This window comes from Streptomyces sp. NPDC026522, assembly GCF_055567555.1.
In genome coordinates this window covers 530,547-545,076 of record NZ_JBVHQF010000003.1, presented here as the reverse complement: position 1 = coordinate 545,076, position 14,530 = coordinate 530,547, and the positions used below count along the sequence as shown (strand labels likewise).

20 protein-coding genes and 2 tRNA genes are annotated in these 14,530 nt (G+C 68.3%); 18 read left to right on the top strand and 4 right to left on the bottom strand.

Annotation, left to right across the window (positions count from 1 at the left end):
* The first annotated feature begins 19 nt into the window (after positions 1-19).
* From ACZ4M3_RS10935 to ACZ4M3_RS10925, 3 genes are all read left to right on the top strand, one after another.
* The gene (locus ACZ4M3_RS10935; protein WP_467731265.1) at positions 20-937 is read left to right on the top strand and encodes an SMP-30/gluconolactonase/LRE family protein; all 918 of its coding nucleotides are present in this window, start codon (positions 20-22) and stop codon (positions 935-937) included.
* A gap of 504 nt (positions 938-1,441) precedes the next feature.
* Positions 1,442-1,741 carry a hypothetical protein gene (locus tag ACZ4M3_RS10930; protein ID WP_467731264.1) on the top strand — a complete coding sequence of 100 codons (300 nt, stop codon included), beginning with the start codon at positions 1,442-1,444 and terminating at the stop codon, positions 1,739-1,741.
* Positions 1,742-3,358: 1,617 nt separating this feature from the next.
* Positions 3,359-3,817 (top strand): nuclease-related domain-containing protein, encoded by a 459-nt coding sequence (locus ACZ4M3_RS10925; protein WP_467731263.1) that lies wholly within the window; start codon positions 3,359-3,361, stop codon positions 3,815-3,817.
* On the opposite strand, the gene ACZ4M3_RS10920 is transcribed toward ACZ4M3_RS10925, so the two are convergent.
* Both ACZ4M3_RS10920 and ACZ4M3_RS10915 read right to left on the bottom strand, forming a co-directional pair.
* Positions 3,790-4,473, bottom strand: a complete 684-nt coding sequence (locus ACZ4M3_RS10920) for a YdcF family protein (protein ID WP_467731262.1) — start codon at positions 4,471-4,473, stop codon at positions 3,790-3,792. The two genes, ACZ4M3_RS10925 and ACZ4M3_RS10920, sit on opposite strands and share 28 nt — an antisense overlap.
* Positions 4,470-5,264 (bottom strand): GntR family transcriptional regulator, encoded by a 795-nt coding sequence (locus ACZ4M3_RS10915; protein ID WP_467731261.1) that lies wholly within the window; start codon positions 5,262-5,264, stop codon positions 4,470-4,472. Before ACZ4M3_RS10915 ends, ACZ4M3_RS10920 begins: the two co-directional genes overlap by 4 nt.
* A 156-nt stretch (positions 5,265-5,420) precedes the next feature.
* Between ACZ4M3_RS10915 and ACZ4M3_RS10910 the strand changes: the two genes are divergently transcribed.
* The 14 genes from ACZ4M3_RS10910 to ACZ4M3_RS10845 all read left to right on the top strand — a co-directional run bounded on the left by ACZ4M3_RS10910 (position 5,421) and on the right by ACZ4M3_RS10845 (position 13,339).
* On the top strand, positions 5,421-5,750 hold the full coding sequence (locus ACZ4M3_RS10910) for an SCO3933 family regulatory protein (RefSeq protein WP_366081200.1): 330 nt from the start codon (positions 5,421-5,423) through the stop codon (positions 5,748-5,750).
* 2 nt (positions 5,751-5,752) lie between these two features.
* Positions 5,753-7,102, top strand: coding sequence for an FtsK/SpoIIIE domain-containing protein (locus ACZ4M3_RS10905; protein ID WP_467731260.1), 1,350 nt, complete (start codon positions 5,753-5,755; stop codon positions 7,100-7,102).
* A gap of 79 nt (positions 7,103-7,181) precedes the next feature.
* Positions 7,182-7,373 carry a hypothetical protein gene (locus tag ACZ4M3_RS10900; RefSeq protein ID WP_467731259.1) on the top strand — a complete coding sequence of 64 codons (192 nt, stop codon included), beginning with the start codon at positions 7,182-7,184 and terminating at the stop codon, positions 7,371-7,373.
* Between the two features lie 68 nt (positions 7,374-7,441).
* Entirely contained in the window at positions 7,442-8,107 is a 666-nt protein-coding gene (locus ACZ4M3_RS10895) for a DUF2637 domain-containing protein (protein ID WP_467731258.1), read from the top strand.
* A 19-nt stretch (positions 8,108-8,126) separates the two neighbouring features.
* Positions 8,127-8,315: a mobile element transfer protein gene (locus ACZ4M3_RS10890; RefSeq protein ID WP_467731257.1), complete on the top strand. Its 189-nt coding sequence runs from the start codon at positions 8,127-8,129 to the stop codon at positions 8,313-8,315.
* A gap of 19 nt (positions 8,316-8,334) precedes the next feature.
* Positions 8,335-8,490, top strand: a complete 156-nt coding sequence (locus ACZ4M3_RS10885; RefSeq protein WP_453354174.1) for a hypothetical protein — start codon at positions 8,335-8,337, stop codon at positions 8,488-8,490.
* Between the two features lie 12 nt (positions 8,491-8,502).
* On the top strand, positions 8,503-8,826 hold the full coding sequence (locus ACZ4M3_RS10880) for a SpdD-like protein (protein WP_467731256.1): 324 nt from the start codon (positions 8,503-8,505) through the stop codon (positions 8,824-8,826).
* A 5-nt stretch (positions 8,827-8,831) separates the two neighbouring features.
* Positions 8,832-9,374, top strand: coding sequence for a GGDEF domain-containing protein (locus tag ACZ4M3_RS10875; RefSeq protein WP_467731351.1), 543 nt, complete (start codon positions 8,832-8,834; stop codon positions 9,372-9,374).
* A gap of 94 nt (positions 9,375-9,468) precedes the next feature.
* Positions 9,469-9,648, top strand: coding sequence for a hypothetical protein (locus ACZ4M3_RS10870; RefSeq protein ID WP_467731255.1), 180 nt, complete (start codon positions 9,469-9,471; stop codon positions 9,646-9,648).
* 5 nt (positions 9,649-9,653) lie between these two features.
* A complete protein-coding gene (locus ACZ4M3_RS10865; RefSeq protein ID WP_467731254.1) occupies positions 9,654-9,851 on the top strand; it encodes a hypothetical protein in 198 nt (65 codons plus the stop codon).
* Positions 9,852-9,913: 62 nt separating this feature from the next.
* On the top strand, positions 9,914-10,513 hold the full coding sequence (locus tag ACZ4M3_RS10860) for an SAM-dependent methyltransferase (protein ID WP_467731253.1): 600 nt from the start codon (positions 9,914-9,916) through the stop codon (positions 10,511-10,513).
* Positions 10,510-11,922 carry a replication initiator protein RepSA gene (gene repSA / locus ACZ4M3_RS10855; protein WP_467731252.1) on the top strand — a complete coding sequence of 471 codons (1,413 nt, stop codon included), beginning with the start codon at positions 10,510-10,512 and terminating at the stop codon, positions 11,920-11,922. The genes ACZ4M3_RS10860 and repSA overlap by 4 nt, the downstream gene beginning before the upstream one ends.
* On the top strand, positions 11,910-12,116 hold the full coding sequence (locus tag ACZ4M3_RS10850) for an excisionase family DNA-binding protein (protein ID WP_467731251.1): 207 nt from the start codon (positions 11,910-11,912) through the stop codon (positions 12,114-12,116). The genes repSA and ACZ4M3_RS10850 overlap by 13 nt, the downstream gene beginning before the upstream one ends.
* Positions 12,113-13,339, top strand: coding sequence for a site-specific integrase (locus ACZ4M3_RS10845; protein WP_467731250.1), 1,227 nt, complete (start codon positions 12,113-12,115; stop codon positions 13,337-13,339). Before ACZ4M3_RS10850 ends, ACZ4M3_RS10845 begins: the two co-directional genes overlap by 4 nt.
* A 79-nt stretch (positions 13,340-13,418) precedes the next feature.
* Here the strand turns inward: ACZ4M3_RS10845 and ACZ4M3_RS10840 are convergent.
* Both ACZ4M3_RS10840 and ACZ4M3_RS10835 read right to left on the bottom strand, forming a co-directional pair.
* Positions 13,419-13,491, bottom strand: a tRNA-Arg gene (locus tag ACZ4M3_RS10840).
* Positions 13,492-13,723: 232 nt separating this feature from the next.
* Positions 13,724-13,814 (bottom strand) — tRNA-Ser (locus ACZ4M3_RS10835).
* A 238-nt stretch (positions 13,815-14,052) separates the two neighbouring features.
* Here ACZ4M3_RS10835 and ACZ4M3_RS10830 point away from each other — a divergent pair.
* Positions 14,053-14,478 (top strand): SSI family serine proteinase inhibitor, encoded by a 426-nt coding sequence (locus tag ACZ4M3_RS10830; protein WP_467731249.1) that lies wholly within the window; start codon positions 14,053-14,055, stop codon positions 14,476-14,478.
* Positions 14,479-14,530: the final 52 nt, after the last annotated feature.

Sequence of the window (14,530 nt, the reverse complement as noted above, 5' to 3'; positions counted from 1 at the left end):
TTCAACTATTGGGGGAAAGATGTCAGCCGTAGCAGACCTCGCTCTGTACGAGATCCTGGACGATCGTTTCCGCTCGGGCCGCTGCGCCAACGGAGACGCCCGCCTGGAGCGGCTGTACGACGACTGCCGCTGGGCGGAGGGTCCCCTCTACCTGCCGGCCTGGCGGCAGGTGGTGTGGAGCGACATCCCCAACGACCGGCTGCTGCGCTGGGACGAGGCCACCGGCACCGTCTCCGTCTTCCGCACCGGCGCCGGGCACCCCAACGGCAACACCCTCGACCGCGAGGGCCGCCTGATCACCTGCGAGCAGGGCAACCGGCGCGTCACCCGCACCGAACCGGACGGCACCCTCACCGTCATCGCCGACCGGTGGGAGGGCAAGCGCCTCAACAGCCCGAACGACGCGGTGGTGCGCTCCGACGGCTCGGTCTGGTTCTCGGACCCGGACTTCGGCATCACCAGCGACTACGAGGGCCGGCGCGCGCCGAGCGAGATCGGCGCCTGCAACCTCTACCGCGCCGACCCGGCGACCGGCGAGGTCCGCCTGGTCGCGGACGGCTTCCAGGGCCCCAACGGACTCGTCTTCTCCCCCGACGAGAGCGAGCTGTACGCGGCGGACACCCGCGCGGGCCACATCCGCGCCTTCAAGGTCACCGGCGCGGGCACCCTGACGCACGACCGCGTCTTCGCCGCCTGTCCCTCGGTGGACAACATCCGCTTCGACGACGACGGCCGGCTGTGGGCGGCCGCGATGCAGGACGGCGTCCGCTGCTACGCCCCGGACGGCACCCTGATCGGCCGGCTGCGCGTCCCCGAGCCGGTCTCGAACATCGCCTTCGGCGGCCCGAAGAACAACCGCCTCTTCATCACCGCCACCACTTCGCTCTACTCCCTGGTCCTCTCGGTCACCGGCCTCCCCCGCGTCCACCGCCCGTGACCCGACGCGCACAACGCAAGAGGCCCCCCGGCGAACCGGGGGGCCTCTTCGGCTGTGCACTCGGCAGGATTCGAACCTGCAACCTTCTGATCCGTAGTTCTATGGAGAGAGGCCGTTGCCGGTCATATCGGTCGTGGCGCGGCCGTTCGAGGGCACTACCGAACGCGCTCGGCTGCTGTGGTTGCTGTACTCCGCTGCTGTACCGCGCTACAGCTTGGGCTTGGGCGGGCATCCGGACGCCCATAGGCCGGATGCCCGGTAGCACCTCGCGCATGCGCGTCACGTCCGCCACTGGCGGGGATCAATCAAACCACGGGCGTCCAAGGACGAGAGGTCCAAGGTCACCCGCAGCCGTAGGCGGTGCCCTGGTCGGGCGTAACGATGCGCAGAGTCGCAGCTTCCTTCCGGCCCACGATCGCGGGCGTTACCCCATTCGCTCGCTCAGCGGGCATAGAGAGGTATCGGCACCGAGTATCGAAGAAGTCAACAGAGGAGGGACCACCTATGGCGCCGCCGCCAATCATTATTCGCGGAATCAAGCGTGGGACTCAACGCTTGGACAAAGCTGGGCTTCGCGTCCCTTTCGAATACGTTAGGCAGCAGGTCGAAGGGATCGTCAAGGAATATATCGGAAACCACGAGGCGCACTATCCTGATCACTTTTGGGACCTGATGGCCGAGAGCATCACAATTGGGGTCGGTGCTCGAATCGCCGACAAAGAACCCCCTCTGGGTCAGGAAGAAATCTGGAGTTACATCAGAACCTCGGCAGCCTTTTGGAATACCTGGAACCACCCGAAATGAGCTTCAAAAGGCCGCGCGAGCCGCAAATCTGGCAGGCCCACGACATCAGGGCCAGGAAATCAGCCTACGAGAGCCGGGCTACCGGCGCCCTGTGGCTCATCGCGGCAGCAGGAGCTGCTGTTGCCATGATCGGCACTGATACTTTCGCAGGCATGACCCAATCACTCTGGGATCGCATGCTGCCACTTCTCTATTTTGAGGCCTTGGCAACTGCCACGACGCTCTCATTCAGCCTGGTTCATTACAGGCACGAAGCAGGGAAGCTGAACTTTTCCAACTATAGACCACAAGAATGGCCGACCGCTGCCGAAGGATTGCACAACACAGGCCTGACCTTCGCCGCAGTCACACTGGCCACAATTCTGGCTACAGTCATCGCCGCATTCGTGAATCCTCCGCCCCCCCAGAGTCAGGCACCGAACTCGCCAACGTGTTCCCGGAAAGAGATGATCCATCCTCATGGCGGTGTCGCAGGCTGCCGCAGAAGGGGTGGCCGACTGCCGTAATGGCGGCTACCGGGCTAGCCGCGGCGCCGGAGGAGTTGCCCGGCGTGAGACACGCCTAAGCTAGTCAGCCTTCATGTGACCAACCACGCTACGCGCCATCACCCGCTCCTCAACCCACCACTCTCCCCAACTCCCATCCCGTCTGCCGTCGACCCACACGCATGTGGAGCGGACGCGGTGCCGGGCGTCCAGGTGGAGCGCCCAACTGGACGTACGACCTGGACGCCCGGTGCCGTGTCTGCTCGGCTTGCCTGGGTCGAGGGCAGACGGGATGGGAGTCCCCCGCCCCCAGCCCCATTCGGCCGGCACCCGCGAGCGGCGCCCCCGCCATCCTGGAGCCTGAGCGCCCCCGCCGGAGGCATGTCGGTGAGGGAGGGACCCAGCGGCCTCTAGGGGCTCGACTCATGCCCTTGGGCCTATCCCGACTTGCAGGGGCGGGCGTCGGCGCAGCGCGCGCGGAGCGGGCCGAAGGCAGGAGCGTCGCGCGGAGCGGAGCCGGGAAGCCCGCCCGGCGGAGCGGAGCGCAGCCGGGTGCTTGATGAGGTAGAGAAACCTGTAACAGCTCGCTCTGCCCTCGGCGGTCTTGCCGGCCTGCTCATCAGCTGCTGGCATATCTGTGGGGACGGCACGTAGGGGGCGGCTGATGAGCGATCTGACGGTGCACTCGTGGAAGAGGCATGGCAAGGATCGGCTCTATGTGAACCTGCCAGACGGAACGGCTGTCGCCTGGGCGGATCGAGCGACCAAGACTGTGACGATCAAGATTCAGAGGTACCAGGACGAGGCTCTGGCTCTTCTCCGGCGTCACCTTGGGGACGGGCTGACCCTCGGCTCCACTTCTTCGCCTACTCGTGGACCCGGCTCTGCGGCCCCTCCTCGGCAATCTGGGCAGCAACTCAGTGGCCACACCCCAAAACGCCGATCCCAGCGGACTGCGGCTCTTCCACCCCTCATCCCCAGCGAGGACCTGGCGAGGAATCGGCCTGGCTCCCGACTCGTCGGGATGATCGCCGAAAGAGGCCCGTCAACGGTCCAGCGGCTTAAGGCGAAGTTGCTGCGGCAGTCATCGGAATGGGACAGCTGGTATGCCGGCCTTGAAGGGGAGCGACGGGTGGGACGTGAGCTGGAACGCCTGTCCGCGTTCGGCTGGCGAGTGCTTCACGGCATCGAGAAGAGCAACGGTGGCGACATCGACCACCTTCTGATCGGCCCTGGCGGCGTGTTCAGCATCAACACCAAGAACCACCAGGGCGCCTCGGTCTGGGTCGGTGACTCGATGGTCAAAGTCAACGGCGGGAAGCCACGGCCATACGCTGCGGCAAGCCAGGCTGAGGCGGACTTGGTGCGGGGGGTGCTGGGGCAGTACTGCACGTTCGATGTGCCTGTCGAACCGGTCCTGGTCTTCGTCGGCATCACGTCTCTGAAACGGGCGGCGACGCAGTACACGGTCCGCATCTACCAGGAGCGGGAGGTGGCGGCTCTGGGCCCGCTCACCGGAAGGCTCACTCCGCAACAGGTGGAGCACGTGCATGGCGTCGCTCGTCATCGACGCGTCTGGCTCCGAGCTTGACCAGGGGCATCCCGCAAGAGGCGACTTGTGAAGCCGTGTCGACACAGTCGTTCATAGGCCTCGATCACATCGGCCGGGACGTGCTGGCTGATCATGAAGCCCTGTTCCGGGTAGACCAGCAGCCGCTGCAACGCGCCGACCAGCATGTCGATGACCAAACGGGCATTACCGATGGAGTCGAGGTACTCGTCCAGTGTCATCGGGCTGGAAGCACTGACGATCTCAACTTCGGGCCAAAGCTGCCGCGCTGTGGCGTACGCTCGCCGCTCCTCGTACGGCTTGCTGATCAGCAGCGCGGAGGAGACATCGATGCCGGCTTCTTCGAGCAGTTCTCGGCTGAACCGGATGTTCTCACCTGTGTTCCGAGCGCGGGGCTCCACCAACACAGCAGAACTGGGGACCCCAAGTTGCAACGCCCGCTCGCGGTAGTGGACGGCCTCTCCGCGAGGCATCCGTTCGCGCGTCGTCGGGCTGGTGGCTCCGGTGAATACAAGCAAGGGAGCCATACCGCGCCTGTACAGGTCGACCGCGGTGTCGGCCACGCCCAAGTCGTGGCTGCCGAGCCCGATCGCGACCGAGCACGGGCGCGGAGCGTGGCCCATCTGGTGGTAGCCCCAGAGGAGCCGAGTGTCCGCCCAGTCCTGTGTCGAGATCACGCCTGGCCTTCCCCATCCGTTGCGGAGTCCGGCACCTTGAAGTCGTATTCCCAGGCGAAGCGCGAAGCCGCGTGCACCCCAATGGCATATTCGACCACCATGCCGTCGGCCGTATAGGTCGTGCGGTGCAGCTCAACCACCGGTTCGCCGGGCGGGAGCTGCAAGAGCTTCACCTCGTCTGCGGTGGGCGTCCGGGCGAAAATCCGCTCCTTCATGTGGTCGATCTCGTAGCCCGCGTCGTACAGCACGCGAAATCCACCGCCTCGGCCTGCCGGCCCCGGCGTCGGGTCCACCAGGCGTGTTCCCTCGACGTGCTCGGGCCGGTAATAACTGGTCAGCGTGTGCGTCGGTTGGTCGCCCTCTTTCACCAGCCGTGCGCGGGCGTACACCTGGGAGCCTGCCGGTAGCCCGTGTGCGGCTGCCGCCTCGGGGGGCGCTTCGACCATGCTGACCGACTGCGTCTGCTCGTTTCGGCGGTATGCCCGTCCGGAGGCCACACGGTCCGCGATGAACGCCACCTCGTCGCCGTCGCGCCACTTGGCCTTGTCGTATCGGGCGATGCCGAGGCGCTTGAGCGGAATTTGCTGTCGCACGACAGTGCCGTGACCCCGGGACGAGGTGACCAGACCCTCCGCTTCAAGCGCCTTGTAGGCGGCATGGACGGTGGACTTGGAACCCTCGCCGGCGTCGACCAGCTCTCTGATGTGCGGCAACTGCTGGCCCGGGGCGTACTCACCTCTTCTGATCTGATCAGCCAGCTTGTCCGCCAGCTCTCGCCACTTGGGCGCCATCTCGAACTCCTCTCGCAGGAAGCAAGTCAAACACAGTCCTAGGACTGTTGACAGTCCCAGGACTGTGGGCCACCATTCTTTTCAGGCGCTCGCAGTCCTAGGACAGCGAGGCTTGGTGGTCCTCTTTGGGCTGCTCCGACAACGCTGGAGGTACTGATGCCGTCGTTCAAGGTGGACACGTCTACCGCCGTGGTGTTCGTGGCCACGGCTCCGACCCCGAAGCTCGTGAGCAAGCAGACCGGTGAGCGTGCGATGGACCGGGAGACCGGCGCAGGTCTCTCCACAGTGGGCCTGCTGATCTCGGATGAGGGGGAGGGCAACCTCTACCAGGTGACCGTTCCGGAGACGGGTCTCCCCGAGGGTCTGACGCCGGGCATGCCGGTGTCGGTGATCGGCCTCAAGGCGCGGGACTGGGAGAACACGTTCAACGGCCAGACCCGTCACGGCATCTCGTTCCGCGCCGTCGCCCTCACCATCGGGGCCTGATCATGGCCGACCTGACGACGTTATGGGAGGTCGGCCTCCCGCTGGCCGGTGCGGGCGGTGGTCTCGGTTACGCGAAGGCACGCGCGCCCCGCGTGTTCTGGTCCGTGGCCGGTCTGCCCGTGGCGCGGGTGCGGTTCGCGGTGACGTACCGGGCCACGATGGACGTGTGCGGGCTGACGGTGCAGCCGTCCCGGCTGCGGGCGTTCCTGGTCCGCAACGTTGCCCGCCGCAGTGACGTACAGCCGGTTCCGCCGAAGGTCCGCCGGGTACGGGGCTCCTCGACCGGGATGCTGGTCACCCTGCGACTGCCGGCCGGGCTGGAGCCCTCGGACGTGATTGCGGCCTCCGAGCGACTGCGGCACGCCTGGGGCGTCCACTCCGTGCATGTGGTCGAGACGAAGCCGGGGTTCGTGGAACTACGGATGACCGGCTACGACGTACTGCGCCGCGTGAAGATGCCGCGCCGGCGCCCGTCCGGTCAGATGGTGGTCCCGGTCGCGCTCCGGGAGGACGGCACCGCGTTCGTACGGGACTATCTCAAGGTCCCGCACGCGCTGACGCTCGGTGCCAACCAGTCGGGCAAGTCCATGTACCTGCGCAACCTGATCGCCGGGCTCGCCCGACTGCGGGTCGCCCTGGTCGGAATCGACTGCAAGCGGGGAGTTGAACAGCGCCGATATGCGTCGCGTCTGTCAGCGCTCGCCGTCACTCCGGAGGAGGCATCCGGCCTCCTGGACGCGCTCGTGGACGAGATGGAAAGCCGCTTCGACCTGCTGAGCGACTACGGGGCCGCCGACGTGTGGGCCCTGCCCGAAGAGGTTCGGCCGGTACCAATCGTCCTGCTCGTGGACGAGGTCGCGGAGCTGTTCCTCGTGGCGGTCAAGAAGGACGAGGAACGCCGAGACCGGATGGTCATGCAGTTGATCCGCCTCGGTCAGATGGCACGGGCCGCGGGCATCTACCTGGAGATCTGCGGCCAACGCTTCGGCTCCGAACTCGGCAAGGGCGCCACGACTCTCCGCGCCCAGCTCACCGGCCGTGTGGTGCACCGGGTCAACGACAAGCAGACCGCCGACATGGGCCTGGGCGACATTGCCCCCGATGCGGTCGTGGCCGTGACGGCGATCGCGCCCGACAAGCCCGGTGTCGCGGTGGCCGGTGACTCATCCGGCGGCTGGTCCCGCATCCGCACCCCCGAGCTGAGCGCCGAGGAAGCTGCCGCGATCTGCGCCCAGTTCGCGCACCTGACCCCGGCCCTTCCTGCCCTCGCCCCGTACCGGCCGGTGATTCCCGCCGTAGCTCCGGCCGCCGGCCCCGTTCCGCTGGTGAAGCCCATCCCGGCGACGGACTAGCAACACCCCTCCCTCGGTCGGCGCGACCGTCTCGCGCCAGGTCCCTACCCGGCCCATGCCCGAAACAGGAGGAACAGCCGTGACCACCGCCAAGAAGCCCCAGATCCGACAGCCCCGCTCGCCCAAGCCCGCTCCGGCCGCCGCGGTATGCGGCACCTGCGCCGGCTCCGGGGAGACCACCACGGCCGTCCGGGTCGGCCGTAAGCGCCGCGAGATCGGCGCCACGCAGACGGGACTGTGCCCGGACTGCCTCGGCTCCGGAACCGCGTGACCCGTTCCCAACCCTGCTGGTGCCAGACGAGAGCGCCCGGCACCGGCCTCCTCGAAAGGAGGTGACCCGTGTCCCGCACTCTCCGCCTCGATGCCGTGCTCATCCAGGCTGTCATCGCCGGTGCCTTGTCCTTCGCTCACCTGCACGACCTGGCAGCGGCGGCCGGACAGGACGGCTGGAAGGCGTGGGCCTACCCGGTCAGCGTCGACTTGCTGCTGGTCGCCGCATGGCGCCGGATGCGTACGGATACGGAGAACCGAGACGCATGGCTCTGGTTCGCCATCGCCCTCGTCGCGTCGCTCGGCGCCAACATCGCCACCGCCGGACTGCTCGACCTGAACAACGTCCCGCCCTGGCTGCGCATCCTCGTCGCCGGCTGGCCCGCCCTCGCCTTCCTCGGCGGCACGCTACTGGCCCACGCTCCCGCCCCGGTCCGGGAGCCGGAGCCCACGGACCAGCCGCAGGTCGAGCCCGTCCAGGACGTGACCGTGGAACGCGCAGCGGACACGGCCCCCGAGCTGCCACCTGCTGATCCCCCTCCGCACTCCGAACCACCGGAGCCCGTTCCGCTCCCGCCCGCTGCGCCGGTCCCGCCCGCCCTGCTTGACCACGCTCAGAAGATCGCGGACGCCCACCACACACAGACCGGGTCCCCGATCGATACCGCGACTTTGCGAAGCCGCCTCGGCATCCCGCCCGCGCTGGCGGACGCCATCGCCGCCCAACTCACCTGACAGGAAGGGATGCAGACCCGTGCGCCCGAACCGCTTCCACAACGTCATCCGCATAGGCCCGGTGCGTGTCGGCACCCACCACGACGGCCGAGGCCGCTCCCGGCACACCGCCGTGTGCAGCGCCCCCGGCTGCGACTTTTCCGCCGACTACCTCACCCGCGCCGCCGCCGAACTCGCTGCCCGAACGCACCGCTGCAACCCGCGCTGATCAAAAGGAGACCCGCGTCATGGACGTACCGCTTTGGCTCGCCCTGATCGTCGTCGGCGTCCTCGGCTACAAGCTCATCCGCCCGCCGCTGTGGCTCGTCGCCGTGATCCTCCTCGGTGGCTACCTCCTCGCCGAAAGCTCTCTCGCCCCGCTCATCGATCCGATCACCAAGTAGGGAGACCTCGCCATGTTCCGTCCGCGCATCCCGGTCAACCCGCTCCCGACCGGCAACCTCACGCCGCTCGCACCGCCCTCTGGCATCGAGACTCCGCAGGAGCACTCGCACATGGCGCAGTACTCCGCCGCCCCGACTGCCGCGTCGACCCGTTCCACGATCCAGCTCACCCCCGGCAGCGTGGTCGCCCTCGCCGCCGGCGGTGGCGCCGTCGTCCTCGTCGTCGGTGCTGTCCTCGTCTCGATGCTCCTGGCAGTCGCCATCACCGGCGTTTCCATCCCCGTGATCGCGGTGGTCCTGCGCCTGCTGGTCAAGGACCTCCAGAAGGGGTGGTGACGGAGATGGACACGCACGTCATCGCTGCCGGCTTACCGGCCCTGGGCTGGGCCCTGCACGGCGGACTGCTCTGGCGCCGGTTGGCCACCGCCCGCCGAGACCCCCTGACCGGCCTTCACACCCGCGCCGGATGGACCGTCCGCGCCGAACGCCTCATCGCCAAGCACCCCACCGCGCTCGTGCTCCTGGTCGATCTGGACGACTTCAAGGTCATCAACGACACCCACGGCCACGCCGCCGGCGACGCGGTCCTCACCGCCACCGCCCAACGGCTGAGCGACTGGTGTGGACACCACGGCATCGCCGCCCGGCTCGGCGGAGACGAATTCGCCGCCATCATCACCCACCTCGGCGCCGTCAACCTCTTCGACCTCTGGTCCGCACTGGACGCACCGGTCACACACAACGGACATGTCCTGTCGGTCTCGGCCTCGGTCGGCCACTGCTACCCCGACGCCCTGCCGGTTCCGACCCTCACCGACGCCCTGTCCGCCGCCGACGCAGAGATGTACGCGGCCAAGGGCCACGGCAGGCGCAACACACGCTAAGCGGCCCCCGGAGCGGCCTCGGTCGCCAAACTTCCGCCGCCCCGGGCGCCTGAACCCCTCCAAGATCCAACGGACCCGAAAGGGAAGTCTCATCATGCCCCAGCACGACCAGACCAAGCCCGTCTGCCGCGCCTGCGATGGCTTCGCCACCGCCACGATCACCACCGGAACTCGGACCCCGGATGGCACCCGAGACACCATCCGCGTCCACTGCCCCGCCTGCCGGGGACTCGGCCGCACCGCCCCCGCCGTCCTCGTCCGGATCGGGAGGTGAGCGGCGTGCCGAACCTCGCGCCCTCGAACAACGCGCCGGGTCTGCACGTGAGCAAGCCCTCCCCGTCTGAGCCCGCCACCGCCTCCGCCGTCTGCCACTGCGGCGCCTCCGCATCCGCCAAGGGAGACGCCCAGGTCGGCGCACTGGTCGCCGGTTGGAACGCCCACCATGGCCCCGCACACCGGAACGGAGGCACCGCGTGACTACCCGGCTTCCTAGGGATCTGAGGGTCCTCGATCTGTTCTGCTGCCAGGGCGGCGCGAGCATGGGCTACAAGCTCGCCGGCTTCGATGTCGTCGGGGTGGACCTCTTCCCACAGCCCCGGTATCCGTTCCGGTTCGTCCAGGCCGATGCCATCGCCTTCGTCCGCGAGCACGGGGCCGACTTCGACTTCATCCACGCCTCGCCGCCGTGCCAGCGCTACACCCTTGCCCAGCGCATCCAGAACCGCGACCACCCTGACCTGATCGCCCCCACCCGCGCAGCGCTCGAAGCCACCGGCCGCCCGTGGGTGCTCGAAAACGTAGAAGATGCAGCCCCAGAACTTCGAGCCCCGGTCACGCTGTGTGCTGCCGCTTTCGGCATGCGCACCTACCGCCACCGGCTCTTCGAGACAGGCGGCGGCTTCACCCTCACGCCGCCCCGCCATGGTCAGCACAGCGCGCCGCTGACCAAGATGGGCCGCCCCCGGGCCGAAGGTCACTTCGCCCACTACGTCGGCAACTTCTCCGGCGTCCAGGACGCCCGCAACGACATGCGCGTCCCCTGGATGAACCGCGACGGCATCCGCGAATGCATCCCGCCCGCCTATACCCACTACATCGGCAACGCCCTGCACGCCTCCCTGTTGGAGGTGGCTGCATGACCGACACCGCCACCGCGGCGGGCCTGGACCCGGCCACCCTGGGCGATCTGCTCCGGGTGGCTGGGGATCCCGGCTTCGACCGCCTTCACGAACAGATCCGCCGCACCGGAGGATGCGCCGCCCCCATCCGCCTCTCCGGCGGCACCAAGCTCCTCGACCCGGCCACCCGGACCGTCCTCCACGCCTACACGACCGACGCCGAACCCGGCGGTGTCCTCCGCGTCGCCTGCGGCAACCGCCGGGCCTCCCGCTGCCCCGCCTGTGCCTGGACGTACGCCGGCGACACCTACCACCTAATCCGCGCCGGCCTCGTCGGAGACTCCGACAAGGGCACCCCCGAGACGATCCGCGACCACCCCCGCGTCTTCGCCACCCTCACCGCCCCGTCCTTCGGACCGGTCCACAACCGCCCCGGCACCCGTCCCTGCCGCTGCGGCACCTGGCACGACGAGAACGCGGCCGAACTCGGCACCCCGCTCGACCCGGACACGTACGACTACGCCGGTGCGGTGCTGTGGAACAACCACGCCTCCGAGCTGTGGCGCTACTTCACGATCTACCTCCGCCGAGAGATCGCCGCCCGTGCCGGCCTCACGCAAAAGGCGGCACGTGAGCAGTCACGCGTGTCCTTCGGGAAGGTCGCCGAGTATCAGAAACGCGGGGCCGTCCACTTCCACGCCGTGATCCGCTTCGACGGACCCGCCGGGCCCGACAGCCCGCCCCCGCCGTGGGCCACCCTCAACCTGCTCACCGACGCCATCCGGGCCGCCGCTGCCCGCGTCCGTGTCGTCGTACCGGCCAGCCCTGAGCACGGCTTCGAGAAAGACTGGGTGCTCCTGTGGGGCGACCAGATCGACGTGCAGCCCATCGGCGCCTTCGGTAACGGGGAAGACCTGACGGAACAGGCGGTCGCCTCCTACGTCGCCAAGTACGCCACCAAAGCCGCCGAGACGACCGGCACCGTGGACCACCCGGTCGGCAACAGGGAGGCGCTCGTCCTCCTCGGCGTGCCCGATCATCCCCGGCGGCTGATGGAAGCCTGCATGAACCTCGACCCGGCCTACCCGGACCGGCGGCTGCGGGCGTGGGCTCACATGCTCGGCTTCCGCGGGCACTTCTCCACCAAGTCCCGCAGCTACTCGACCACCCTCGGCGCCTTACGCCAGATCCGCGCCGACTACCGCGCCGCCCAGCAACGCGCCTCGCTCGGCCTGCCCGACCCCGACGACCACCCGGAGGCAACCCTCCTCGTCGTCGCCCACTGGGCCTACGCCGGCCACGGCTCCACCCCCGGTGAATCCTGGCTCGCCGCCAACGTCCGCCGGGACCTCCAGCACAACCGCGAACACGCCCGAGAGCTGCGGACCGAACTGTCCGAACTGGAAGGAGATACCGCGTGGCTGCCGTAGTCATCCAGCGGAAGTGGCACACCACCGCCGAGGTCGCCGACATGCTCGGCTTCGGCCTGTCCAAGACCAAGATGCTCGTGCTCACCGGAGAGATCCGTTCGGTGAAGGTGGGTCGCAACCGCCGCATCCTCCCTGCCTGGGTGGACGAGTACATCGAGCGTGTTTCCGCCGCCGCCGAGGGGTGGGCGGCATGAGCGGGAAGCGCGGCAACGGCGAAGGCTCGATCTACCCGTACAAGAACGGGTACGCCGCCTACGTCTGGGTGACCAAGCCGGACGGCAAGCGCGCTCGGAAGTATGCCTACGGCAAGACCCGCGAAGAGGTCCACGAGAAGTGGCTCAACCTGCACGCCGAGGCGAAGAGAGGACCCGTGACCACCCGGCACCGGACGGTCGGGGCCTTCCTCGCCTACTGGCTGGAGTCGATCGTGAAGCCCAACCTGGCCCCGTTGTCGTACGTCTCGTACGAGGGGTACGTCCGGCTCTACATCGGTCCGTACCTGGGGACGAAGCGGCTGGACAAGCTGACCGTGCGGGACGTCCGGGAGTGGCTGACCAAGCTGGCGGCCGTCTGCCAGTGCTGCGCTCAGGGGAAGGACGCCAAGCGCGCCCCCGCCAGTCGCCGATGCTGCGCCGTTGGGGAGTGCTGCGAGTCGTATCCGTCACGCCGCGTGATCCAGGGCTCCCGTGACGCGCTGCGGGCCGCCCTCACCCACGCCGTCGCCGAAGAGGAGATCGGCAAGAACGTCGCCTCCCTCGTCAAGGTGCCCAAGCCCCGCCGCAAGCGGATCAAGCCGTGGTCCGTGGTCGAAGCGGGCCGATTCCTGGCGGACGGGGTCGCTCGGGAAGATCACCTCTTCGCCGCGTGGATGCTCGTCCTGTGCCTGGGGCTCCGCCGCGGCGAGGTGCTGGGCCTGACCTGGAAGGCGATCGACTTCGATGCCGGGGAGCTGTACGTGGACCACCAGATCCAGCGGGCCGGGAGGCAGATCCTGCACCGGGAGACCAAGACGGAGGACTCCGACGACTTCCTGCCCCTGCCGGCGCTCTGCCTCAAGGCCCTGCGGATGCGGCGGGCCCAGCAGCTCGGGGACCGCAAGGCCGCCGGGAAGCTGTGGCAGGACAGCCGCGGGCTGGTCTTCACGACGAAGTACGGGACCCCGATCGAGCCGGGGAACCTCACCCGGATGTTCGGCCTGCGCGCTCGCCGGGCCGGCCTGCGGGTGATCCCGCTCCGGAACACCCGGCACACCTGCGCCGCGCTCCTGGTCGCGCTCAAAGTCCACCCGAAGGTGGCCCAGCGGATCCTGCGGCACTCGCAGATCGCCATGACGATGGAGGTCTACGCCGAAGCGAGCGAGGAAGCCGTACGCGACGCTCTCGGCAAGCTGTCCGAAGCGATGGGTGGCAGCGGCTGAGGCGGTTGCTGTACTTCGCTGCTGTACGGCAGGAAACGGCAGAGGCCCCGGACTTTCGTCCGGGGCCTCTGGCCTGCTGTGCACTCGGCAGGATTCGAACCTGCAACCTTCTGATCCGTAGTCAGATGCTCTATCCGTTAAGCTACGAGTGCTTGGGCTGTTCGGGGTTTTGCGCCCCGTTGGCCTTGCGAGAACAACAATACATGGACCTCGGCGGGACGCGAAATCCATTAGCTCCACCACTGCTGACCTGCGGAAACGGGGCGGAGGGAGATCATCCGGAAGTCCTCGCGCGGCTTCCGGGCGACGGGCGCGGTACCCCTTCGGCGGCGTTCGAAACGCACAGAAGCCCCGGTCCGTGAGGACCGGGGCTTCTTCGAGGTGCGGAGGCGGAGGGATTTGAACCCTCGATGGGGGGTAAGCCCCAAACCGCATTAGCAGTGCGGCGCCATAGACCGGACTAGGCGACGCCTCCAGCACACCCTCGCGTACGAAGGTGCGTGCAGATGATGACACAGGCGCGGGGCCGGTCACCAATCCGCTCCCACGGTACAAGGAACGGCAGGCCCGGGGCAAAGCCTTAATGGCATCCAGCGGCCGACGCGTCCGGCGCGTGCCGGACGCGTACACACGCACCCCTCGCCCCGCACGCAACGTCGGGGCGCGCGGATCGTTTGTCAGGCGTACGACGTACGGACGACCTGGAGTGCCCCATGCTGCGTCTCGCCGCCTTCGCCGTCACCTCCTCCCTGGCCGCCGCGGCCGCCGGGCCGCTGCCACCCCTGCCGTTGGAGCGGCTGCTGTCGACGCCCGACCGGCTCACCATCGCGGTGTCCGACACGGGCAACCCGCGTACCGACGGCGAGTACCGGCTGGAGTGCGACCCGGTCGGCGGCAACCACCCGAAGGCCGAGGACGCCTGCGCCCGCCTCGACGCGCTCGCGAAGCAGGGCAAGGACCCCTTCGCGCCCGTTGCCAAGCGCCAGATCTGCACCATGGTCGACGGCGGCCCGGCCACCGCCCGGATCAAGGGAACGTGGCACGGCGAGAAGGTGGACGCCACGTTCCGGCGGAAGAACGGATGCGACATCGCCCGGTGGAACAACCTGGAACCTGTGCTTCCGAGTGGGCGTTCCTGACCTGGGAAGATGCGAAGGATGTGCGGTATCGGCCGCGCATCGGCCATCCCAC